Raw genomic sequence first — 20651 nt, forward strand, 5'->3', positions numbered from 1 at the left:
CATGACGATCGACCTGGGGAGCCCGCGCCTGCTCGAGGACAGCGAGCGCGAGGTGCTGCTGGCCGCGCCCCGGGGCTACTGCGCCGGCGTGGACCGCGCGGTCGTGACCGTCGAGCAGGCGCTCGACCTCTACGGCTCGCCCGTCTACGTGCGCAAGCAGATCGTCCACAACAAGCACGTCGTGGCCAACCTCGAGGCGCGGGGCGCGATCTTCGTCGAGGAGCTCGACGAGGTGCCCGCGGGTGCGCGCGTGGTCTTCTCCGCCCACGGCGTCTCGCCGGCCGTCGTCAACGAGGCCGCCGAGCGCGACCTCAAGACCATCGACGCGACCTGCCCGCTGGTGACCAAGGTGCACCGCGAGGCGGTCCGCTTCGCGGCCGACGGCTACACCATCCTGCTGATCGGCCACGCCGGTCACGAGGAGGTCGAGGGCACGGCCGGCGAGGCGCCGGACCAGACGGTCCTGGTCGAGCACCCCGACGACGTCGACAAGCTCGAGTTCCCGGCCGACGCCAAGCTGGCGTGGCTCTCGCAGACCACGCTCAGCGTCGACGAGACGATGGAGACCGTACGCCGGCTGCGGGCGAAGTTCCCCCAGCTCGAGGACCCGCCCAGCGACGACATCTGCTACGCCACCCAGAACCGCCAGGTCGCGGTCAAGGAGATCGGCGCGGCGGCCGACCTGGTGATCGTGGTGGGCTCGGCCAACTCCTCCAACTCGGTGCGCCTCGTCGAGGTGGCCCTCGAGGCCGGCGCCAAGGCGTCGTACCGCATCGACGACGTGTCGGAGCTCGACGAGTCCTGGCTCGACGGCGCCGCGACCGTCAGCGTCACCTCGGGCGCCTCGGTGCCCGACCACCTCGTCACCGAGGTGCTGGCCTATCTCGCCGAGCGCGGCTACCCCGACGCGCGCGCCGTGCAGACGGCGGAGGAGACCCTGGCCTTCTCGCTGCCCAAGGAGCTGCACCGCGACCTCAAGGCCGCCGGCCGCAGCACGAAGACGGCCGTCCGGCTCTGATGGCCCGCTACCTCGACGTCCACCCGGACAACCCGCAGCCGCGACTGCTGCAGCAGATCGTCGACGCGCTGAACGATGACGCGCTGATCGCCTACCCGACCGACTCCGGCTACGCCCTGGGCTGCCGGATCGGCAACCGTGAGGGACGCGACCGGATCCTGAGGATCCGTGGGCTCGACGACAAGCACCACTTCACGCTGGTCTGCAAGGACTTCTCGCAGCTGGGGCAGATGGTCCACGTCGACAACTCGGCGTTCCGTGCGATCCGCTCCGCGACGCCGGGCCCCTACACCTTCATCCTGCCGGCGATGCCGGAGGTGCCGAAGCGGCTGCTGCACCCGAAGAAGCGCACGGTCGGCGTCCGCATCCCCGACCACGTCTTCGTGCAGGCGCTGCTCGCCGAGCTGGGCGAGCCGTTGCTGACCTCGACGCTGATCCTCCCCGGTGAGACCGAGCCGCGCACGATGGGCTGGGAGATCAAGGAGGACCTCGACCACGAGGTCGACATCGTCGTCGAGGCGGGGGAGACCCCGGCCGAGCCGACGACGGTCGTCGACTGGTCCGAGGGCGCGCCCGAGGTCATCCGCCGCGGCGCCGGCGACCCCGACCGCTTCGTCTGAACATGGCGCGAGAGCGGCTTCGCCGCTGAGCGGCAGCAAGCTGCGGCGAGCGGCTCTCGCCGCGCTGCCGCGCCGCAGTTGGCGTGGGCGAAGGGCGGGATTGCCTGGCGGCAAGCCTGCAGTGGAGCTCAGCGGGGATGGGCCGCCAGGAACTGGCGGCGCACGAGCAGCAGGGCGAGGCAGGCGGCGTACCCGAGGGCCAGGGCGACGGCGTGGCTGCTCAGGCCGGAGACGGTCGCCTGGACGACACCGTCACGGGCGTCGGCCACCGCCTGCGGCTCGCTGATCGCGAGCAGCAGGACGACGACCAGCATCGCCAGCGGCGGGAAGACGCCGACCGGGAAGAAGTCGCTCGGACGCACGGTCAGCGCGAGGACGACGCAGATCGTGGCGAAGACGAGGTCGTAGAACAGGCCCAGGCCGTCGGAGAGCACCAGGTCGGCCACGGCCGCGGTGACCAGCAGCGCCGTCGCGAGCCGTAGCGCACCCCCGGCGGGGCGGGTGCCGGCCTCCCAGAGGGTGGCGGGCCGGGCGGGCGCGGTGGTCACCCCTCCAAACTAGGACTTCGTGAGGCTGGTCCCGCGGATTTGGGCGGCGACGCCCTCGAGGCGTCGTCCGGTCTCGCTGTCGAACAGGTGCGCGGCACCCGGCGGCACCGCGAGGTGGAGTACGTCGTCGGGGGAGACCTCGCCGCGTGAGGGAACCCGTACGGCCACGGTGACCTCACGACCGTCGAGCTCGGCGGTGCCGTGGGCGAAGCCCTCCGAGCCGAGCTCCTCGACCAGGTGGACCCGCATCGGCACGCCCTCGCCGGCGCCGACGAGGCGCCACGCCTCGGGACGCACGCCGACGGTGACGCTCGGCGTGAGTGCGGAGCGCGTAGCGGCGTCGAGCGGCACCTCGTGGCCGCCCAGCCAGACCGCGCCGGCCTCGACGCGGGCGGCGAGCAGGTTCATCTGCGGGGAGCCGATGAAGCCGGCGACGAAGAGGTTGGCCGGCCGGTCGTAGAGCGCGAGCGGGGTGTCGACCTGCTGGATCTCGCCGCGGTCCATCACCGCGACCCGGTCGCCCATCGTCATCGCCTCGACCTGGTCGTGGGTGACGTAGACGGTGGTGACGCCGAGCTTGCGCTGCAGCTGCGCGATGTCGCTGCGCGTCTGCACCCGCATCTTGGCGTCGAGGTTGGACAGCGGCTCGTCCATGCAGAAGACCTGGGGCTCACGGACGATCGCGCGTCCCATGGCGACCCGCTGGCGCTGGCCGCCGGAGAGCGCCTTGGGCTTGCGGTCCAGCAGCTCGGTGAGGCCGAGCAGCGCGGCGGCCTCCTCGACCCGGCGCTCGCGCTCCTCGCGCGGGGTCTTCGCCATCTTCAGCGCGAAGCCGAGGTTGTCGCGCACGGACTTGTGCGGGTAGAGGGCGTAGCTCTGGAAGACCATCGCGATGTCGCGGTCGCGCGGGGGGAGCCGGGTGACGTCGCGATCGCCGATCAGGATCCGGCCCGAGTCGACCTCCTCCAGGCCCGCCAGCATCCGCAGGGTGGTGGTCTTGCCGCACCCGGAGGGCCCGACCAGCACGAGGAACTCGCCGTCCTCGACGACGAGGTCGATGCCGGGGACGGCGGGGGCGTCGGCGCCGTCGTACCACCGCTGGGCGGCCTCGAAGGTGATGGTTGCCATCGCTGCTCCTGCTCGCTCGTTGCGGTCCTCGATGTGACCTGGATCGCACGGAATGCTTGCACCTTATATGTAAGTATGGTGAACTAACAAACATGTCCTGGCGCAGCCCCACCTCGCGGGCCCCCCGAGACCGGATCAAGCTCCGGCGGGCCGACTCCCGTCGGCACCACCGCGCGATGCTCCTCCAGGAGCTCTTCGCCGAGGGTCCGGCGAGCCGGGCCGACCTCGCCCGCAGCTCCGGCCTGACCCGGGTCACCGTGTCCGACCTGGTGGCCGAGATGATCGCCGAGGGCCTGCTCGAGGAGCTGGGCGCTCCGGCCGAGACCCGCGTGGGCAAGCCGCCGACGCTGGTGGGCCTGGTCCCGGACGCCAAGCACGTCGTCGCGATCGACCTCTCCGTGGACGACCAGGTCGTCGGTGCCGTGCTCACGCTCGCCGGCGAGGTCGTCGAGCGCGACGCCCGACCGCTGGAGGGCCGGCGGGGTGAGGACGCCGCCGCGCTGGTCGAGGAGATCGCGACCGGCCTGGTCGAGCGCAGCTCCCGACCGCTGCTCGGCGTCGCCGTCGCGACCCCGGGTGTCGTCAGCCCCGAGGGCGTGGTGCTCGACGCGCCCAACCTCGGCTGGCACGACCTCGCGCTCGCCGAGTCCCTGGGTGTCTCCCTCGACCTCCCGGTCTACGTCGCCAACGACGCCAACACCGCGGTGATGGGGGAGTACACCTTCGGCGGCGGTGGCGAGGGGGGCCTCCTGCTGCTCCGGCTCAGCACCGGTGTCGGCGCCGGCCTCGTGGTCGGCGGAGCCGTGCTCCACGGCAACGGCGGCGCTGCCGGCGAGATCGGCCACGTGCAGGTCGACCCCGACGGCGAGACCTGCGCGTGCGGCCGGCCCGGCTGCCTGGAGACCTTCGTGGCCGTGCCGCGGCTGCGCCGCCGGGTCGCGGAGGGTTCCGCGGACGACGTGCTGCGGGACGCCGGCGTACGGCTCGGGCAGGCGCTCGCGCCGGTCGTCGCCACCCTCAACCTCGGTGAGGTCGTGCTCAGCGGACCGGCGGACCTCGTCGGCCCGCTCGCCGAGCACGCCGAGGCCACCGTCCGGGACCGGGTCATGCCGGTCTCCTCCGCCGGCTTCACCGTCCGGGTCTCGACCCTCGGTGACGACGGCGTCCTGATCGGCGCCACCGGCGTCGTCCTCTCGGGTGAGCTCGGCGTCTCCTGACGCCGGGCGCACTTCCCCCCCAGACCCCCAGCAAGACAGATCGAAGGGAACGAAGCAGTGCGCATCTCCAACAGGTTTGTGAAGAAGACCCTGGCGGTTGCGGCCACCACCGCGCTGCTGGCCGTGGCCAGCGCGTGCGGCTCCGAGGACGACGGCGACTCAAAGGGTGGCGGCCCGGACAAGGCCGACCTCGTCGTGTGGCTCAACGGCGCGGACACCCCGCAGCCGGCCCGTGACTGGCTGAAGAAGACCTTCGAGGAGCAGAACCCCGGCTCCACGCTCACCATCGAGCAGCAGGAGTGGGAGGGCCTCGTCGAGCGGCTCACCACCGCGCTGACCTCGGCCGACCAGACCCCCGACGTGGTCGAGGTCGGCAACACCCAGGCGCCGACCTTCACCACCGTCGGTGCGTTCAGCGACCTGACCGACGACCTGGCCGACCTCGGTGGCGACGACCTGCTGCCCGGCTTCGTCGACGGCGCGACCGTCGACGGCAAGACCTACGCGGTGCCCTACTACGCCGGGTCGACGTACGTCTTCTACCGCAAGGACCTCTTCGAGGACGCCGGCATCACCGCCGTGCCCACCACGATGGACGAGTTCGTCGACGCCGCCACGAAGCTGAAGGAGAAGAGCGGCAAGGCCGACTTCTCGGGCTACTGGCTGCCGGGCAAGGACTGGCGTGACGGCGCGGCGTTGCTCTGGGACGCCGGCGGCGACTTCGCCGCTCCCGACGGCGACGGCTGGAAGGGCACGCTCTCGACGCCCGAGTCGATCGCCGGCCTGACCGCGTTCCAGGGCCTGTACGACGCCGCCTCGGGCGCGCCCGCCGACGCCAACGAGGCCGACCCGGTGACCCCGTTCTGCGCGGGCAAGATCGGCATGATGTCCCGCCCCGGCTGGGTCTACGGCATGCTCACCGACCCGAAGAGCGGCTGCCCGAAGCTGGCGAAGAACGTCGGCGTCTTCGCGCTGCCCGGCTCCGACGGCGGACCGGCACCGGTCCTCCTCGGTGGCTCCGACATCGCCATCTCGGCGAAGTCGCCCAACCAGGACCTGTCGCGCAAGGTGCTGGCGCTGATGCTGAGCGACGAGTACCAGACGATCCTCGCCGAGGCCGGCCTCACGCCCGCCCGCGAGTCCTTCGCCAGCAAGCTCGGTGACGACGAGTTCGCCCGGGCGACCGTCGAGGCGGCCTCGAACGCGAAGCTCACCCCGGCCGCGGCCGCGTGGGCGACCGTCGAGGGCAAGTTCGTGCTCGAGGACCTCTACAGCGAGATCGCCCAGGGCGGCGACGTGGCGAAGCTCGCGGCCGAGGCCGACGAGACGATCACCGCAGAGTTGAACTGACCCAGCCAATCCGGCCCGCGGGTCACACTGAGCACGGCGCCCGGTCGGTCCTGGACCGGCCGGGCGCCGTACCGGAGAAGAGGAGAAGACGTGGCACGCGGCACCGCGCGCCGGACACCGCTCCCCCTGGGGCTGGTGCTCCCGGCGAGCCTGGCCCTCGGGCTGGCACTGGGCTACCCCCTGGTGCGGCAGGTGGTCCTGTCGTTGCAGGAGTTCGGCCTGGCCCAGCAGTTCGGCCAGGCGCCGGAGTGGATCGGCCTGGGCAACTACCGCGAGCTGCTCGGCAACGGCGAGCTGTGGCCGGTCGTGCTCCGCACGGTCGCCTTCTGCTTCGTCAACGCCGGCCTCACCTTCGCGATCGGGCTGGGCCTGGCGCTGCTGATGACCCGGATGAGCAAGGTGACCCGGATCCTCACCCAGTGCGGGCTGCTGCTCGCGTGGGCGATGCCGGTGGTCGCGGCGATGACGGTCTGGCAGTTCCTCTTCGACACCGAGTACGGCGTCGTGAACTGGCTCCTCACCGCGCTCGGTGGCGACTTCGACGGCCACAGCTGGCTCCTCGACCCGTGGTCGTTCTTCCTCGTCGCCACGCTCGTGGTGGTGTGGATGAGCGTCCCGTTCGTCGCGTTCACCCTGTACGCCGCCCTCACCCAGGTCCCCGAGGACGTCGTCGAGGCCGCGCAGATCGACGGCGCCGGGGCCCGTCAGCGGTTCGTCCACGTGGTGCTGCCGTCGATCCGGCCGGTGCTGCTGGTCGTCGTCCTGCTGCAGGTCATCTGGGACCTGCGCGTCTTCACCCAGATCTACACGCTCCAGAAGGCCGGCGGGGTCAGCAAGGACACCAACCTGCTCGGCACCTACGTCTACACGCTCGGCATCAAGGGCGGTGACTTCGGGATGGCCGCCGCGGCCGCGATGTTCATGCTGCTGCTGACCGTCGTGCTCACCGCGCCCTACGTCCGGATGATGCTGAAGCAGGAGAGGGACGCCTGATGGCCCGCCGTACCTCGTTGCCCGTCCGCGTCGGCGCGGACCTGGTGGGGATCCTCGTCTTCCTCGCCTGCGTCTTCCCGGTCTACTGGATGGTCAGCCGCTCGTTCTTGCCGCGCAACCGGATCAAGGGCGAGGACCCCGTCTTCGTCCCGACCGGCGGCACCCTCGACAACTACCGCCGGGTCTTCGCCGACGGCTCGTTCACCGACGCGCTGGTCACCAGCCTGACCGTCACCCTGCTGACCGTCGGGGTGGCCCTGCTCTTCGCCTTCCTGGCGGCGGTCGCGGTGAGCCGCTTCCGGTTCCGCGGACGTCGTACCTTCATCCTGACGTTGCTGGTGATCCAGATGATCCCGGCCGAGGCGCTGTTCATCAGCCAGTACAGGATGCTCGACGGGATGGGCCTGCTCAACTCCGTCATCGGCCTCACCATCGTGTACGTCGCCAGCGTGCTCCCGTTCACCGTGTGGACCCTGCGTGGGTTCGTCGACGGGGTGCCCCGCGAGCTCGAGGAGGCCGCGATGATGGACGGCTGCTCGCGGACCCAGGCGTTCTTCAAGGTCACCCTGCCGCTGCTCGCGCCCGGCCTGGTGGCGACCGGCGTCTTCGGGTTCATCCAGGCGTGGAACGAGTTCACGCTGGCGGTCGTCGTGATGACCGACCCGGCGAAGGAGACGCTGCCGGTGTGGCTGGTCGCGTTCACCGACTCGCGCAGCCGTGGCGTCGACTGGGGCGCGATCATGGCGTCCTCGACGCTGATCACGATCCCGGTGATCATCTTCTTCCTGGTCGTGCAGCGGCGGATGGTCTCGGGCATCACCGCGGGCGCGGTGAAGGGATGAGCGTGGTCGGAGAGCTGGCCCTGCGGGTCCAGCTGGCGTCCTTCGAGGGACCGTCCCTGCCGGCGGAGTGGGCGGCCCTCCTCGAGGAGGGGCTCGGCGGGGTCTGCCTGTTCGGGTCCAACCTCACCGGCTCGCTCGACGACGCGGCGAGCCTGGTCGCGGCGGTGCGCGCGGCCCGGCCGGGGGCGATCGTCGCCACGGACGAGGAGGGCGGCGACGTCACCCGGCTGCACAGCCGGGACGCCAGCCCGGTGCCCGGGCCAGCCGTGCTCGGCGCCGTCGACGACGAGGAGCTGACCCGTGGGGTCGGCGCCGCGGTCGGTGCGGAGCTGGCATCGGTCGGCATCGACCTCGACCTCGGCCCGGTCGCCGACGTCAACAGCAACCCGGACAACCCGGTCATCGGCACGCGGAGCTTCGGCGCGGCCCCCTCCCTCGTCGCGCGGCACGTGGCGGCCTGGGTGGACGGGCTGCAGTCCGCGGGCGTCGCGGCGTGCGTGAAGCACTTCCCCGGCCACGGCGACACCGCCCAGGACAGCCACCTCGCGCTGCCGGTCGTCGACGCCACGCCGGCGACGCTGCGCGAGCGCGAGCTGGTGCCCTTCGCCGCCGCGGTCGGGGCCGGGGCCGCGGCGGTGATGACGTCGCACCTGGTGGTGCCGGCGCTCGACCCGGCACTGCCGGCGACGCTGAGTGCCCCCGTCCTCGGGCTGCTGCGCGACGAGCTCGGCTTCTACGGCGCGATCGTCAGCGACGCCCTCGACATGGCCGGCGCGTCCGGCGACCGCTCGATCCCCGAGGCCGCGGTCGAGGCGCTGGTCGCCGGTGTCGACCTCCTCTGCACCGGACCCGACAAGCCGGCCACCCTGGTGCGCGACATCCAGGCCGCGATCGTGGCCGCCGTCGCCCAGGGCCGCCTGCCACTCGCCCGCCTGGTCGAAGCCGCCGACCGGGTGGCCGTCCTGCGCCGAAGTGTGAGGGTTTCTCCGCCGAAGTGTGAGGGTTTCTCCGTCGAGGTGTCGGAGATGGTCGCGGCGGCGCGCCGGGCCTGCGTCGTCGAGGGCACGCTCCCGGACCTCTCCGGCGCCCGCGTGGTGAGTATCGCGACCGAGGCCAATATCGCCGTCGGCGAGGGCCGCTGGGGCGTGGCCGCCGACCTCGTCGTGGGCGAGGGCGACCGGCTGCCGGACGGGCCGGTCGTCGTACAGGTGAGGGACGGGCACCGGCGGCCGGGAGTCGCCGCGATGCTCGCGGCGGCGAGGGGGCCGGTGCTCGTCGTCGAGTGGGGCTGGCCCGGCCCGCGCACCGGCTGGGCGGACGCCCCGCACGCCCGGGTGTGCACGCGGGGCAACAGCGGACCGTCGATCGCGGCGGTCGAGGAGATCTTGCGAGAGGCAGGTTGGCAGCGGTGACCGGGTTGCTCGTGGGGCTGGACATCGGCGCCACCAAGATCCTGGGCGTGGTCGCCCGGCCGGACGGCGAGGTGCTGGCGGAGGTACGGACCGGCAGCCCGGCCGGTGGCGACGGGGTGGTCGCCGCCGCGGCGGACGTCGTGGCCCGGCTGCGGACCGAGTCCGGCCTCGTGCTCGACGGTGCCGTCGGCGTCGGCATCCCGGGGCTGGTCGACACGGCGAACGGCACGGTCACCCACGCGGTCAACCTCGGCGTCGACGACGGATTCCCGTTCAGCGCGCGCCTGGGCGAGGCCACCGGGATGCGGGTCGTGCTCGACAACGACGCCAACGCCGCCGCCCTCGGCGTCGCGACCCTGATCGGGCAGGACGACCTCGTCTACCTCAGCATCGGCACCGGCCTCGCCGCCGCGACGGTCCTCGACGGCGTGCTGCGGCGCGGTGCGCGCAACGCCGCGGGCGAGATCGGGCACATCCCGGTCGACCCCGCGGGCATCGCCTGCGAGTGCGGGCAGGTCGGCTGCCTGGAGACGGTCGCGTCCGGGTCCGCGCTCGCCGCGCTGTGGCCCTCCGCCGACCGTCCGCCGGCGCAGGCCCTCTTCGATGCCGCCGCCGGCGGGGACCCCTCGGCGGAGGCGGTGCGCGACCGGTTCGCCGCCCACGTCGCCGACGCGGTCCGGCTCGTCGCGCTGACGGTCGACCCGGAGGTCGTCGTGCTCGGCGGCGGGGTGGCCCACGTGGGCGAGCGGCTGCGGGTCGCGGTCGCGCACGCGTTGGCCGAGCAGGCCACGGGCTCGCCCTTCCTCGCCTCGCTCGACCTCGCCGGCCGGGTCCGGCTGGCGCCGCAGGACGTCCCCGTCGCTGCCCTGGGCGCCGCGCTCCTCGGGAGCCGGGATGGCTGACCTGTACGTCGTCGGGGGCTCGGTCGACGTCGCCGTGGTCGACGGCGTGGTGGCCGCGGCGCCCGCCCCCGCCACCCCCGTGTACGACGCCAGCGGGCTCCACGTCCTCCCCGGCTTCCTCGACCTGCAGGTCAACGGGGCGGCCGGCATCGACCTGACCCTCGAGCCCGAACGACTCTGGGAGGTCGCGGCTGCGCTGCCCAGCTTCGGCGTGACGGCCTTCCTGCCGACGGTCATCACGTCCGCGCCGGACGCACGGTCGAGGGCGCTGGCCGTGCTGGCCGAGGGACCGCCGGCCGGCTGGTCCGGCGCCGAGCCCCTGGGCCTGCACTTCGAGGGACCGATGATCGCGACCGCCCGCAAGGGGGCGCACCCCGAGACCTGGTTGCGCCCGCCGTCGGCCGAGCTGGTCGAGGGCTGGTCGCGGGCGGCGGGCGTCGCGCTGGTGACCCTCGCCCCCGAGCTGCCCGGGGCGCTCGACGTCGTCGATGCGCTGGTGGACCGGGGCGTGGTCGTCGCGGTCGGCCACACCGAGGCGAGCGCGGACGAGGTCGGCGCGGCGGTGGACCGGGGCGCGCGGCTCGTCACCCACCTCGGCAACGCCATGCCCCCGCTCGGCGGCCGGGTGCCCGGGCCGGTCGGGGCCGCGCTGGCCGACGAGCGGCTCGTGGCCGGGGTGATCGCCGACGGCCACCACCTCCACGACGCCACCCTGGGCGCCTACTGGAACGCCCTGGGCAGGGGGCGGTTCCTCGTGGTCACCGACTGCACCGCCGCCCTCGGGATGCCCGACGGGCCGGCCCGGCTCGGCGACCAGCCCGTGGTCGTCGCCGACGGCACGGTCCGCCTCGAGGACGGCACCCTCGCCGGCTCCGCCGCCGACCTCGCGCAGTGCCTGCGGGTGCTCCGGGCCGCGACCGGCTGCTCGCTCGCTGACGCCGTCGCCGGCTGCACGACGGTCGCGGCGGACGTCGTCGGCGACCCCGCCCGCGGGCACCTCGGCGTCGGCGCCCGCGGCGACCTGACGCTGGTCGACGACGACCTGCGCGTGGTCGCCACGATCGTCGGTGGCCGCCTGCTGCACGGAGGTGACTGATGGAGGTCGTCCCCCTGGAGACGAGCGACGACGTGGCCCGACTCGCGGCCGACGTCATCGAGACCGTGGTCCGCGCCCGGACCTCGCCGGTGCTCGGGCTGGCGACGGGGTCGACCCCGCTCCCGACCTACCGCGAGCTGGTGCGCCGCCACGTCGCAGGCGCCGGGCCGTCGTACGACGCCGTGCGGTGCTTCAACCTCGACGAGTACATCGGCCTGCCGCCCGGCCACCCCGAGTCCTACCGCGCCACGATCGCCCGCGAGCTCACCGATGCCCTCGGCATCGCGCCCGGACGGGTCCACGGTCCCGACCCCACGCCCGAGGGGCTGCCGACGGCGGGCGAGCGCTACGAGGCCGCGTTGGCGGCCGCCGGCGGCGTGGACGTGCAGGTCCTGGGCATCGGCAGCGACGGCCACCTCGCCTTCAACGAGCCCGGCTCGTCGCTCGGCTCACTGACCCGGCTCAAGACGCTGACCGAGGAGACCCGCCGCGACAACGCGCGCTTCTTTGGGTCGATCGACGAGGTGCCCCGCCACGTGCTCACCCAGGGCCTCGGCACCATCCTGCGAGCGCGCCACCTCCTGCTCCTCGTGACCGGTGCCGGCAAGGCCGCCGCACTGGCCGCCGCCGTCGAGGGACCGCTGACCGCGTCCTGCCCGGCGTCGGTGCTGCAGCTGCACCCGCACGTGACGGTGCTCTGCGACGGTCCCGCCGCCGCAGGACTGGCCCGCCGCGACCACTACCGCGAGGTGTACGACGCCAAGCCGGCCTGGCAGGGCCTGTAGCCCTCAGTCCGCGAGGTCGACGACCACCGGCGCGTGGTCGGACGGCGCGCCGGCGTACACGGTCGGGTCGCGCTCCTCGCGGTCGATGAACGCCCCGGTGACCCGCTCGGCGAACGGCGCGGAGCCGAGGACGAAGTCGATCTTCAGGCCGCGGTCGCGCTCGAAGCGCTGGCGGTAGTAGTCCCAGTAGGTGTACCCGGGCGCAAAGCTGCGCGTGACCTCGGACCAGCCGCCGTCGAGGAACGCCTGGAAGGCGGCGCGCTCGGCGGGGGTGACGTGGGTGGAGTTCTTGAACTGGGCCACGTCGAAGACGTCGTCGTCGGTGGGGCAGATGTTCCAGTCGCCGACCAGCGCGGTCGGGACGTCCAGCCACGAGTCCGCGGCGGCGCGCAGCCGGGCCAGCCAGTCGAGCTTGTAGACGTAGTGCGGGTCGTCGGGCTTGCGGCCGTTGGGGACGTACAGGCTCCAGACCCTTACGCCGCCGCACGTCGCGGCCAGCGCCCGCGCCTCGACCTCCAGCGCCTCGCCGAAGCCGGGCTGCTCGGGGAAGCCGACGGTGACGTCGTCGAGGCCGACCCGGCTGATCAGGGCGACGCCGTTCCACTGGTTGAGGCCGTGGGCGGCGACCTCGTAGCCGCGGGCCTGCAGGCCCATCAGCGGCAGCTGCTCCTCGCGGGCCTTGGTCTCCTGCAGCGCGAGCACGTCGATGTCGTGCCGGTCGAGGAAGGCCTCGACGCGGTCGATCCGCGTGCGGAGGGAGTTGACGTTCCAGGTGGCCAGTCGCACCGGGCAACCCTAGTCTGCAGGGAGTTGAACCCAGCAGACGGTCGCGTCGTATCCCCGGCAGGGAGGTGCGCATGGACGAGGACCCGGCCACGGCGATGCAGGTGCTGTACGACGACCATGCGTCGGCCCTGTGGGGCTTCTGCCTGCACCTCACCGCCAACGACCGGGCCCGGGCGGAGGACGTCGCTCAGGAGACGATGCTCCGTGCGTGGCGCAACGCCGCGGTGCTGACCGAGAGCCGCGGCTCGGTGCGCTCGTGGCTGTTCACGGTCGCACGCAACATCGTGATCGACGAGTGGCGCTCCCGGCGCGGGATGCGCGAGTTCGCGACGGCGGACCCGCCGTTCGACGAGGCCGGTGACGACCGGACCGACGAGCTGCTGCTGTCGTGGGTGGTCGCCGACGCGCTGCGCCAGCTCTCGCCGGAGCACCGTGCGGTGCTCGTCGAGTGCTACTACCGCGGTCGCTCGGTGGCCGAGGCCGCCCGCCGTCTCGACATCCCGGAAGGAACCGTGAAGTCCCGCACCCACTACGCGCTGCGCGCCCTGCGGCTGATCCTCGAGGAGACGGGGGTGGCGTCATGAGCTGCTCGTACGCCCACTTGGACGGGGTCTACGTCCTCGGCGCGATGGCGGCGGGGGAGCGGGCCGACTACGAGCGCCACCTGTCCGGCTGCGACGAGTGCACCCGTGCGCTGCGCGACCTCGCCGGCATCCCGGGACTGCTGGGCCGGGTGGAGGCCGACGTCGTCGAGCAGCTCGGCCCGGCCGAGCCGGTGCCGCCGACGCTGCTGCCGTCGATGGTGGCCGAGGCCCGCCGCTCGCGCGGCCGGCGCCGCGTCCTGAGGGCCGTCGTCGGGACGGCGGCCGCGGTCCTGCTCGCGTTCGTCGCGCTCGGCATCGGTACGACGATCGGCGACGACTCCCCGCCGACCACCCCCGGGGCGGCCGACCCCGAGCTGGCCGCCGCGCAGCGGATGGCGCCGCTCGGCACGGAGTCGTCGGGCTGGGTCTCCCTGACCGGGCGCCGGTGGGGGACCCGGATCGACCTGACCTGCACCTACGAGGGCCCGCTCAGCGGTGAGGAGACCTACGTCCTCGTCGTGCGCGCGGCCGACGGCCGCAGCGAGCAGGTCGGCACCTGGCGGACCGAGCCGGGCGAGGAGGTCCACGTCACGATGGCCACCGCGCTGGCGCCCGCCGAGATCGCCACGGTCGAGGTGCAGACCGCGAACGGCTACTCGGTGCTCCGCCTCGACGAGTGAGCGAGTGAGCCGACCCACCCCTCGGTGACGGCCGCGGCCACGGCGACGACCACGGCGCCGATCTCGGAGATCGCGGCGACCCACGCGTACCAGCTGTCCCACGTGGTGTGGATGCCGTAGAGGCCCGCCGTGGTGGAGATGACGAAGGCCGCGAGCGTGGTCGCGCCCAGGCCGGCCAGCAGGAACAGCGGGACCCAGCTGCGCCAAGCGACCAGCAGCACCGCGATCACCGCGCCGGCGACCACGTTGACCAGGAAGAGCTGGCCGACCGTGCCCTGGTCGCGCACGCCGTCGAACCACAGGTAGAGGTGGACCACGGCCGTCACCACGGCTGCCAGTGCACCCACCGCACGCATCACCATCGCGTTCTCCGATCCTCGATTGCCGAAAGCCTCACGATGGGAGTACGACGGCACGCGGCTCCCGGTTCAGCGTCCCGGCCCGAAGGCGGTCAGGATCCGGTCGCGCATCGTGTCCATCCGCGCCACCGGCGCGTCGGGCCCGGGCAGCACGCCGGCCTGCCACCCCCAGCCGTCGATCCGTCGGAGCACGTCGGGGTCCTGCGCGATCACCGAGATCGGCACGTCGCGCCCGGCGTCGCGGCCGGTGACGAAGGAGTGCGGCTGGTGGTCGCCGACGACGATCACGACCCGGTCGGGGTCCGGGTAGGTCATCAGGAACGAGATCAGCGTGCGCCACGTGTAGCGGACGGAGGCGGCGTAGTTGCGCTGCGCACCCCCGGGGTCCCGGTGGCCGTCGACCGCCTCCCCGCCGCGGTCGGGTATGCCGTCGTACACGGAGCCGTCGCCGACCTCCGACCACGGCACCAGCTCTGGCACCGGCGCCCACGGGTGGTGGCTGGAGACGAGGTCGACCTCGGCGAAGACGCGCGGGCGCGGCCCGGGGGTGAGCTCGGTGCGCCGGAGGTGGTCGAGGGTGTACTGGTCGGGCATCGAGGCGTAGCCGAACTCCGGCCCGCGGTAGCCGACGTTGCGGGAGTCGTACAGCTGGTCGAAGCCGTAGTACGCCGCTCCCTCGGGCCAGTCGCGGGTGTTGGCCGGGACGTCGAAGACGGTGCGCCAGCCCGCGGCCGAGAACGCGCGGGTCAGGCTGAGCCGGTCGCTGTCGAGGAGCTGGCCGTAGCGGCGCTCGCCGTCGGCCCACGCGCCCGACTGGAAGGTGCCGTGGGCGAGCCAGCTGCCCGCGCCGAAGGTGGGGGAGGTGAGGAAGGCGCTGCGGGACCGGTAGCCGGCGGCGGACAGCTCGCGGTCGCCCTCCTCGAGGACGTCGACGACCGACGGCGCGAACCAGCTGCCCTCCAGGGCCACCCGGCCGTAGCTCTCGAACCACACCAGCAGCACGTCCTTGCCACGCAGGCCGCGCAGCAGCTGGTCGCCGGGCGTGCCGGCGAAGGCGTCGGAGCGCAGCTCCCGCGCGAACACCCCGGTGTCGCGGTGGTCGGCGCGCACCTGGTCGACGGTGTCGACGACGAGCCCCGCCGAGCCGGCCGCGGCGACGCCGCCGACCGGGCCGCCGACGGCCGCGCAGAGGAGCCACGCGGTGCCGAGCGCGACCAGCGTGCGCGCGGTCGGGCGCGGTTGCTCGGCGGCCGTCCGCGCGACCCGGGCAGCCGACCAGGTCAGCACCGCGGCCAGCACCCCGACGACCGCCACCACGCCGACGACCGCGAGGACGGCGACGGGCATGCCCTCGGTGTCGCGGACGACCTCGGCGCCCTTCGGCAGGTAGGACCAGTCGCCGAGCACGTGGAAGGAGCGGCCCAGGTAGAGGTCGAAGCCCAGCCCGAGCGCGCGGAGCACGGCCAGCGCGGTCACGACCACGCCGACCACCACCGCCGCTGCCCGCCGCCCGCGGCGCGGCAGCACGATCGCGAGCGCGGCCAGCGCGACGCCCTCGACGGGGATCCGGGCGAAGTCGCCGGGCGTGACCCCGTCGACGACCCGGGGCGGGGCCAGGGTGACCCAGAGGACGGCGACCGCCGCCAGGGTGAGCATCCGGGGCGTCGGGCCGGTGGTGCCGGCCGGCAGCGGCGCGTCCTTGGCGTCGTACCGGTGCCGCCACTGCCACACGACGTCGTGGCCGAAGGACTCGACGAGGAGGAGCAGCGCGACCGCCAGCAGGGAGCGGGCCGTCGGGTCGGGGAGGAGGGTCGCCGAGGCGACGGTCAGCACGATGCCCTGCACGGCGGCGACCACCTTCGCCCAGTAGCGCGGCGGGGTGGGCCGGCGCAGCCACGGCCAGGCGTGGGCGGCGAGGACGTAGGCGTAGCGCATCGCTCCGATCGCCAGCACCCACCAGCCGAGCAGGGGAGCCACGTGCACGCTCAGGACGGCGATCAGGAAGGCGTCGGTCTCCATGTCGAAGCGCGCACCGGAGGCGCTCACGGTGCCGGTACGACGCGCGACGTACCCGTCCACCGCGTCCAGCACCAGCGCCACGGCGCTGGTGCCCACCAGCACCGCCGTCCACCGCTCGTCCAGCGGCGTGACGAGCCCGCGCAGGGTCAGCGCGGCCACCCCGAGCGCCAGCACCGCGCGCACCGCGGTCACCCGGTCCGCCGGTCCGCGAAGGGCAAGGTGAACCCGATCCATCGCACCTCCGTGTCCTAGGTCGCAAGGAGTGGTACGACGGACCGGGGACCTGGGTTCAACGGACCGGGAAGGGAGCTGAGGGTGGTCGACGCGCTGGCCTACTGGGTCACGGAGCCGGGACGGGGTGAGATCCGCTCGGCCGCGCTGCCCGAGCCGGGGCCGGACGAGGTGCTGGTGCGCGCGCTGCGCTCCGGGATCAGTCGCGGCACCGAGTCGCTGGTCCTCGCCGGCCGGGTCCCGCCCAGCCAGCACGCCACGATGCGCGCGCCCTTCCAGGAGGGTGAGTTCCCGGGGCCGGTCAAGTACGGCTACCTCAGCGTCGGCGTGGTCGAGCGTGGGCCCGAGGACCTGCTCGGGCGGACCGTCTTCTGCCTCCACCCCCACCAGACGGCCTATGTCGTGCCGGCTGCCGCGGTCGTGCCCGTGCCCGACGGCGTCCCCGCCGGGCGTGCGGTGCTCGCCGGCACGGTCGAGACGGCGCTCAACGCGCTGTGGGACGCCCCGCCGCTGCTGGGCGACCACGTGACCGTGGTCGGTGCCGGGCTGGTCGGGTGCTGCGTCGCCCGGCTGGTGGCGCGCGTGCCCGGCGCGACGGTGACGCTCGTCGACACCGACCCGACCCGTGCCGCGGTCGCCGCCGCCCTCGGTGCCGGCTTCGCCGGGCCGGACGAGGAGCCCGGGCGCAGCGACCTCGTGGTGCACGCCAGCGCGACCGAGGCCGGGCTGCGCCGGGCCCTCGAGCTCGTCGAGCCGGAGGGGACGGTGCTGGACCTGTCCTGGTACGGCGACCGGCCGGTCGCCGTACCGCTGGGGGAGGCGTTCCACTCCGGGCGGCTCACACTGCGCAGCAGCCAGGTCGGGGCGGTGGCCCCGGCCCGGAGGGGCTCGCGCACCCACCGCGACCGGCTCGCGCTGGCCCTCGAGCTGCTCCGCGACCCGGCCTTCGACGCGCTGCTGACCGGCTCGTCGCCGTTCGCGGAGCTGCCCGGGGTGATGGCGCGGATCGCGTCCGGCGACCTGCCGGGGCTGTGCCACTCGATCGACTACTCCGACCACGGCCAGGAGGACTGAATGTTCCGGGTGACCGTCCGCGACCACATCATGGTGGCGCACAGCCTGCAGGGGGAGGTGTTCGGACCGGCCCAACGGCTGCACGGCGCGACCTTCGTCGTCGACGCGACCTTCGCCGGGCCGGAGCTCGACGCCGACGGCATCCTCGTCGACATCGGCCGCGCCACGGAGGTCCTCCACGAGGTGCTCGGCCGCCTCCACTACCGCAACCTCGACGACGAGCGGGCGGACGACGAGGTCGGCCTCGCCGGGCAGAACACCTCGACGGAGGTGCTCGCGCGCTGGGTGGCCGACCGGCTCGCCGACCGCGCCTCTGCCGGTGACCTCGGTCCGGGCGGGAGGGCCCTGACCGGCATCCAGGTCACCCTGCACGAGTCGCACGTCGCGTGGGCCAGCTACGAGCGGTCCCTGTGACCCTGCACCTCCTCGTGCCCGCCGGCATCGACGACCCGCAGCGACCCAGCGGCGGGAACGTCTACGACCGCCGGCTCGCCTCCGCGCTGGTCGCGCGGGGGTGGACGGTGCGCGAGCACCGGGTCGGCGACGACGGGCCGGGCCGGGCGCTCGCCGGGCTGCCGGACGATGCCCTCGTGCTGGTCGACGGCCTGGTCGCGTCGACGACTCGGGCCCTGCTGGCGGAGCGCGACCGGCTGCGCCTCGTGGTCCTGCTGCACATGCCCGGGTCGGGGCCCTTCGAGCCGGACGTGCTCGTCGCGGCGCGGGCCGTGGTGACGACGAGCGCGTGGTCGCGCCGCTGGGTGCTCGACCACACCGAGGTGCCGCCCGACCGGGTGCACGTGGCGGTCCCCGGCGTCGACCCGCGACCGCTCGCGGCCGGGTCCCCGGCCGGCGGCCGGCTCCTCACCGTCGGCCCGGTCACCCCCGCCAAGGGGTACGACGACCTGCTGGCCGCGCTCGCCGACCTCCGCGACCTCGAGTGGCGGTGCCGGTGGGTGGGCGCGCTCGACCTGGCGCCGTCGTTCGTCGACGCGTTGGTCGAGCGGGCCGGCACGCTGGGGATCGCCGACCGCCTCGAGCTGACCGGGCCGCTCGCGCCCGCCGCCCTCGACGCGGTCCGGGCGGACAGCGACCTGGTGGTGGCCCCGTCGAGACGGGAGTCCTGGGGCATGGCGCTCGCCGAGGGCCTCGCGTGCGGTCTCCCCGCGGTCGCCACCGACGTCGGCGGGCACCCCGAGGCGCTCGGCACCGCCCCCGACGGGAGCCTGCCCGGCGCGCTGGTCCCGCTCGACCGGCCGGCCGCGTTGGCGGGCGCCCTGCGCGGCTGGCTCACCGACGCCGCCCTGCGGCACCACTGGCGATCGGCCGCGGCCGAGCGGCGCGGGCAGCTGCCGGGCTGGGGCCGCACCGCGGCGTGCGTGGCGGGCGTGCTGAACCGGATCGGGCCCGGCGTCGTACACGTGGGTGAGGGGTAGGAGGCGGCCATCGACGGGACGCGCGGGACGAGGATCCGGCTGCTGGCGGGCGCTGCGGTGCTGGCCGTGCTGCTGCTGCGCGTGGGACCCCAGCCCTTCCTCGACGGGCTCGCCCGCACCGATCCCCGGGCGATCGCGTACGCCCTGGTCGTCACCGCCGCCACGACCGCCTGCTGCGCGCGTCGCTGGAGCCTGGTCGCGGGAGGACTGGGGGTCGGACTCCCGATCGGCGCGGCCTACCGGGCCTGCTACCGGGCGCAGGTGCTCAACGCGACCCTGCCCGGCGGGGTCGCCGGCGACGTCCACCGTGGGTACCGGCACGGCCGGGACGCCGGCGCGCTCGGCCGCGGGCTGCGCTCGGTCGTCTGGGACCGGGCGAGCGGTCAGGCGGTGCAGGTCGCGCTGGCCGTCGCGTGCGTCCCGTTGCTGCCGCACGCGCTGCGCGGGTGGGTGCTCGGGGTGCTGGCGTTCGTCGTGCTCGCCGCGGTGGTGGTGCTGGTCGCCGCCCGACGCGAGGCCCGCGCCGTGCTCGGTGGGGTCTGGCCGGAGGTGGTGCTGCTCTCGGCGCTCGCCGCCGCCGGCCACCTGTCCGTGTTCGTCGTCGCCGCACGGACGGCAGGCGTCACGGCACCCGGTGCGGACCTGGCCGCGCTCGCGCTGGTCGTGCTGCTGGCCTCCGCGATCCCGCTCGGCATCGCCGGGTGGGGGCCGCGTGAGGGTGCCGCCGCCGCGGCCTTCGGCGCCGCCGGCCTGGGGGCGGGCACCGGGGTGGAGGTCGCGGTCGTCTTCGGCATCCTGTCGCTGGTGGCGACCCTGCCCGGCCTGCTGGTCCTGCGGAGCGTGCCGACGACCGGCCCGGAGCGGGCGAAGGGAGGTCGGACATGGGCGAGCACCCCTACATCCTCCTGAGCTGCTGCATCTCCCTCGACGGCTACCTCGACAGCGCCGGCGGCGAGCGGCTGCTGCTCTCGAACGACGCCGACTTCGACCGCGTCGACGCGGTGCGGGCCGGCTGTGACGCGATCCTCGTCGGTGCGGGCACGGTCCGCAGGGACGACCCGCGGCTGCTGGTCCGCTCGGAGGAGCGGCGCCGGCGACGTGTCGCGGAGGGACGGCCCGAGGGGCCCACGAAGGTGACGCTGAGCTCGGGCGGCGACCTGTCCCCGGAGGCGCGCTTCTTCACCGCCGGCGACGGCGAGAAGCTCGTGTACTGCCCCGACGCCACGGTGCCCGGGCTCGAGAGCCGGGTCGGCTCGCAGGCCAAGGTGGTCGGGCTCGGCGCCGAGGTGCGGATGGCCGACCTGGTCGCCGACCTCGGCTCGCGGGGCGTGCGTCGGCTGATGGTCGAGGGCGGCGGGACCGTGCACACCCAGTTCCTGTCGGCGGGCCTCGCCGACGAGCTGCAGCTCGTCGTGGCGCCCTTCTTCGTGGGCGACTCCCGCGCGCCCCGGTTCGTCGGCGACGGCGGCTTCCCGTGGCACGCGGGGCGACGGGCGAGCCTGGTGGAGACGCGCGCGATCGGTGACGTGGCGCTGCTGCGCTACGCGCTGTCGGAGCGGTTCCCGGGCTGAGCG

22 protein-coding genes are annotated in these 20651 nt (G+C 74.1%); 17 read left to right on the forward strand and 5 right to left on the reverse strand.

Annotated features, from left to right (window positions below; all coding sequences use genetic code 11):
- Position 1 precedes the first annotated feature (1 nt).
- Together BJ993_RS16255 and BJ993_RS16260 are read left to right on the forward strand one after the other, a co-directional pair.
- Positions 2–1018 carry a 4-hydroxy-3-methylbut-2-enyl diphosphate reductase gene (locus BJ993_RS16255; protein WP_179649942.1) on the forward strand — a complete coding sequence of 339 codons (1017 nt, stop codon included), beginning with the start codon at positions 2–4 and terminating at the stop codon, positions 1016–1018.
- Positions 1018–1638 (forward strand): L-threonylcarbamoyladenylate synthase, encoded by a 621-nt coding sequence (locus BJ993_RS16260; protein ID WP_036547942.1) that lies wholly within the window; start codon positions 1018–1020, stop codon positions 1636–1638. The genes BJ993_RS16255 and BJ993_RS16260 overlap by 1 nt, the downstream gene beginning before the upstream one ends.
- A gap of 128 nt (positions 1639–1766) precedes the next feature.
- Here BJ993_RS16260 and BJ993_RS16265 read toward each other — a convergent pair whose 3' ends face one another.
- Both BJ993_RS16265 and BJ993_RS16270 read right to left on the reverse strand, forming a co-directional pair.
- Positions 1767–2186 carry a DUF6542 domain-containing protein gene (locus tag BJ993_RS16265; RefSeq protein WP_179649944.1) on the reverse strand — a complete coding sequence of 140 codons (420 nt, stop codon included), beginning with the start codon at positions 2184–2186 and terminating at the stop codon, positions 1767–1769.
- A 9-nt stretch (positions 2187–2195) separates the two neighbouring features.
- Positions 2196–3314 carry an ABC transporter ATP-binding protein gene (locus tag BJ993_RS16270; RefSeq protein WP_179649945.1) on the reverse strand — a complete coding sequence of 373 codons (1119 nt, stop codon included), beginning with the start codon at positions 3312–3314 and terminating at the stop codon, positions 2196–2198.
- 92 nt (positions 3315–3406) lie between these two features.
- Here BJ993_RS16270 and BJ993_RS16275 point away from each other — a divergent pair, with 92 nt between their 5' ends.
- The 8 genes from BJ993_RS16275 (at position 3407) to BJ993_RS16310 (ending at position 11911) form a co-directional block, all read left to right on the forward strand.
- Positions 3407–4531 (forward strand): ROK family transcriptional regulator, encoded by a 1125-nt coding sequence (locus BJ993_RS16275; protein ID WP_179649947.1) that lies wholly within the window; start codon positions 3407–3409, stop codon positions 4529–4531.
- Positions 4532–4609: 78 nt separating this feature from the next.
- Positions 4610–5881, forward strand: coding sequence for an extracellular solute-binding protein (locus BJ993_RS16280; RefSeq protein WP_179649949.1), 1272 nt, complete (start codon positions 4610–4612; stop codon positions 5879–5881).
- Positions 5882–5971: 90 nt separating this feature from the next.
- Positions 5972–6874 carry a carbohydrate ABC transporter permease gene (locus BJ993_RS16285; RefSeq protein WP_218864720.1) on the forward strand — a complete coding sequence of 301 codons (903 nt, stop codon included), beginning with the start codon at positions 5972–5974 and terminating at the stop codon, positions 6872–6874.
- Positions 6874–7716: a carbohydrate ABC transporter permease gene (locus tag BJ993_RS16290; protein ID WP_179649951.1), complete on the forward strand. Its 843-nt coding sequence runs from the start codon at positions 6874–6876 to the stop codon at positions 7714–7716. The genes BJ993_RS16285 and BJ993_RS16290 overlap by 1 nt, the downstream gene beginning before the upstream one ends.
- On the forward strand, positions 7713–9128 hold the full coding sequence (locus BJ993_RS16295; RefSeq protein ID WP_179649953.1) for a glycoside hydrolase family 3 protein: 1416 nt from the start codon (positions 7713–7715) through the stop codon (positions 9126–9128). The genes BJ993_RS16290 and BJ993_RS16295 overlap by 4 nt, the downstream gene beginning before the upstream one ends.
- Positions 9125–10030, forward strand: a complete 906-nt coding sequence (locus BJ993_RS16300; protein ID WP_036547953.1) for an ROK family protein — start codon at positions 9125–9127, stop codon at positions 10028–10030. Before BJ993_RS16295 ends, BJ993_RS16300 begins: the two co-directional genes overlap by 4 nt.
- The gene (gene nagA / locus BJ993_RS16305; protein WP_179649954.1) at positions 10023–11126 is read left to right on the forward strand and encodes an N-acetylglucosamine-6-phosphate deacetylase; all 1104 of its coding nucleotides are present in this window, start codon (positions 10023–10025) and stop codon (positions 11124–11126) included. The genes BJ993_RS16300 and nagA overlap by 8 nt, the downstream gene beginning before the upstream one ends.
- Positions 11126–11911 carry a glucosamine-6-phosphate deaminase gene (locus tag BJ993_RS16310; protein ID WP_179649956.1) on the forward strand — a complete coding sequence of 262 codons (786 nt, stop codon included), beginning with the start codon at positions 11126–11128 and terminating at the stop codon, positions 11909–11911. The genes nagA and BJ993_RS16310 overlap by 1 nt, the downstream gene beginning before the upstream one ends.
- A gap of 3 nt (positions 11912–11914) precedes the next feature.
- Here BJ993_RS16310 and BJ993_RS16315 read toward each other — a convergent pair whose 3' ends face one another.
- Positions 11915–12697 (reverse strand): exodeoxyribonuclease III, encoded by a 783-nt coding sequence (locus BJ993_RS16315; protein WP_179649958.1) that lies wholly within the window; start codon positions 12695–12697, stop codon positions 11915–11917.
- A gap of 71 nt (positions 12698–12768) precedes the next feature.
- On the opposite strand from BJ993_RS16315, the gene BJ993_RS16320 reads away from it, so the two are divergent.
- Positions 12769–13281, forward strand: a complete 513-nt coding sequence (locus BJ993_RS16320) for a sigma-70 family RNA polymerase sigma factor (protein WP_179649960.1) — start codon at positions 12769–12771, stop codon at positions 13279–13281.
- Positions 13278–13961 (forward strand): anti-sigma factor family protein, encoded by a 684-nt coding sequence (locus BJ993_RS16325; RefSeq protein WP_179649962.1) that lies wholly within the window; start codon positions 13278–13280, stop codon positions 13959–13961. The genes BJ993_RS16320 and BJ993_RS16325 overlap by 4 nt, the downstream gene beginning before the upstream one ends.
- Here the strand turns inward: BJ993_RS16325 and BJ993_RS16330 are convergent.
- Positions 13934–14323 (reverse strand): hypothetical protein, encoded by a 390-nt coding sequence (locus tag BJ993_RS16330; RefSeq protein WP_179649964.1) that lies wholly within the window; start codon positions 14321–14323, stop codon positions 13934–13936. The two genes, BJ993_RS16325 and BJ993_RS16330, sit on opposite strands and share 28 nt — an antisense overlap.
- A gap of 66 nt (positions 14324–14389) precedes the next feature.
- Positions 14390–16531, reverse strand: coding sequence for a CDP-alcohol phosphatidyltransferase family protein (locus tag BJ993_RS16335; RefSeq protein ID WP_308645599.1), 2142 nt, complete (start codon positions 16529–16531; stop codon positions 14390–14392).
- A 123-nt stretch (positions 16532–16654) separates the two neighbouring features.
- Between BJ993_RS16335 and BJ993_RS16340 the strand changes: the two genes are divergently transcribed.
- Genes BJ993_RS16340 through BJ993_RS16360 form a run of 5 tightly spaced genes read left to right on the forward strand, consistent with a single transcriptional unit; the run spans position 16655 to position 20648 of the window.
- Entirely contained in the window at positions 16655–17644 is a 990-nt protein-coding gene (locus tag BJ993_RS16340) for a zinc-dependent alcohol dehydrogenase (RefSeq protein WP_308645600.1), read from the forward strand.
- Positions 17645–18058 (forward strand): 6-pyruvoyl trahydropterin synthase family protein, encoded by a 414-nt coding sequence (locus tag BJ993_RS16345; RefSeq protein WP_179649968.1) that lies wholly within the window; start codon positions 17645–17647, stop codon positions 18056–18058. It begins immediately after the preceding gene.
- On the forward strand, positions 18055–19077 hold the full coding sequence (locus BJ993_RS16350; protein WP_308645601.1) for a glycosyltransferase family 4 protein: 1023 nt from the start codon (positions 18055–18057) through the stop codon (positions 19075–19077). Before BJ993_RS16345 ends, BJ993_RS16350 begins: the two co-directional genes overlap by 4 nt.
- 42 nt (positions 19078–19119) lie before the next feature.
- Positions 19120–19986 (forward strand): lysylphosphatidylglycerol synthase transmembrane domain-containing protein, encoded by an 867-nt coding sequence (locus tag BJ993_RS16355; protein ID WP_218865169.1) that lies wholly within the window; start codon positions 19120–19122, stop codon positions 19984–19986.
- A complete protein-coding gene (locus BJ993_RS16360; RefSeq protein ID WP_179649971.1) occupies positions 19959–20648 on the forward strand; it encodes a RibD family protein in 690 nt (229 codons plus the stop codon). Before BJ993_RS16355 ends, BJ993_RS16360 begins: the two co-directional genes overlap by 28 nt.
- Positions 20649–20651: the final 3 nt, after the last annotated feature.

It is taken from the genome of Nocardioides aromaticivorans (assembly GCF_013408525.1).
Taxonomy (GTDB): domain Bacteria; phylum Actinomycetota; class Actinomycetes; order Propionibacteriales; family Nocardioidaceae; genus Nocardioides; species Nocardioides aromaticivorans.

What these genes read in the sequence shown, in the direction of transcription:
- BJ993_RS16270 (WP_179649945.1), bottom strand. Translation starts at nt 3,314, where the DNA reads ATGGCAACCATCACCTTCGAGGCCGCCCAGCGGTGGTACGACGGCGCC.
- BJ993_RS16260 (WP_036547942.1), top strand. Translation starts at nt 1,018, where the DNA reads ATGGCCCGCTACCTCGACGTCCACCCGGACAACCCGCAGCCGCGACTG.
- BJ993_RS16345 (WP_179649968.1), top strand. Translation starts at nt 17,645, where the DNA reads ATGTTCCGGGTGACCGTCCGCGACCACATCATGGTGGCGCACAGCCTG.
- BJ993_RS16320 (WP_179649960.1), top strand. Translation starts at nt 12,769, where the DNA reads ATGGACGAGGACCCGGCCACGGCGATGCAGGTGCTGTACGACGACCAT.
- BJ993_RS16310 (WP_179649956.1), top strand. Translation starts at nt 11,126, where the DNA reads ATGGAGGTCGTCCCCCTGGAGACGAGCGACGACGTGGCCCGACTCGCG.
- BJ993_RS16295 (WP_179649953.1), top strand. Translation starts at nt 7,713, where the DNA reads ATGAGCGTGGTCGGAGAGCTGGCCCTGCGGGTCCAGCTGGCGTCCTTC.
- nagA (WP_179649954.1), top strand. Translation starts at nt 10,023, where the DNA reads ATGGCTGACCTGTACGTCGTCGGGGGCTCGGTCGACGTCGCCGTGGTC.
- BJ993_RS16325 (WP_179649962.1), top strand. Translation starts at nt 13,278, where the DNA reads ATGAGCTGCTCGTACGCCCACTTGGACGGGGTCTACGTCCTCGGCGCG.
- BJ993_RS16330 (WP_179649964.1), bottom strand. Translation starts at nt 14,323, where the DNA reads ATGGTGATGCGTGCGGTGGGTGCACTGGCAGCCGTGGTGACGGCCGTG.
- BJ993_RS16290 (WP_179649951.1), top strand. Translation starts at nt 6,874, where the DNA reads ATGGCCCGCCGTACCTCGTTGCCCGTCCGCGTCGGCGCGGACCTGGTG.
- BJ993_RS16275 (WP_179649947.1), top strand. Translation starts at nt 3,407, where the DNA reads ATGTCCTGGCGCAGCCCCACCTCGCGGGCCCCCCGAGACCGGATCAAG.
- BJ993_RS16255 (WP_179649942.1), top strand. Translation starts at nt 2, where the DNA reads ATGACGATCGACCTGGGGAGCCCGCGCCTGCTCGAGGACAGCGAGCGC.
- BJ993_RS16360 (WP_179649971.1), top strand. Translation starts at nt 19,959, where the DNA reads ATGGGCGAGCACCCCTACATCCTCCTGAGCTGCTGCATCTCCCTCGAC.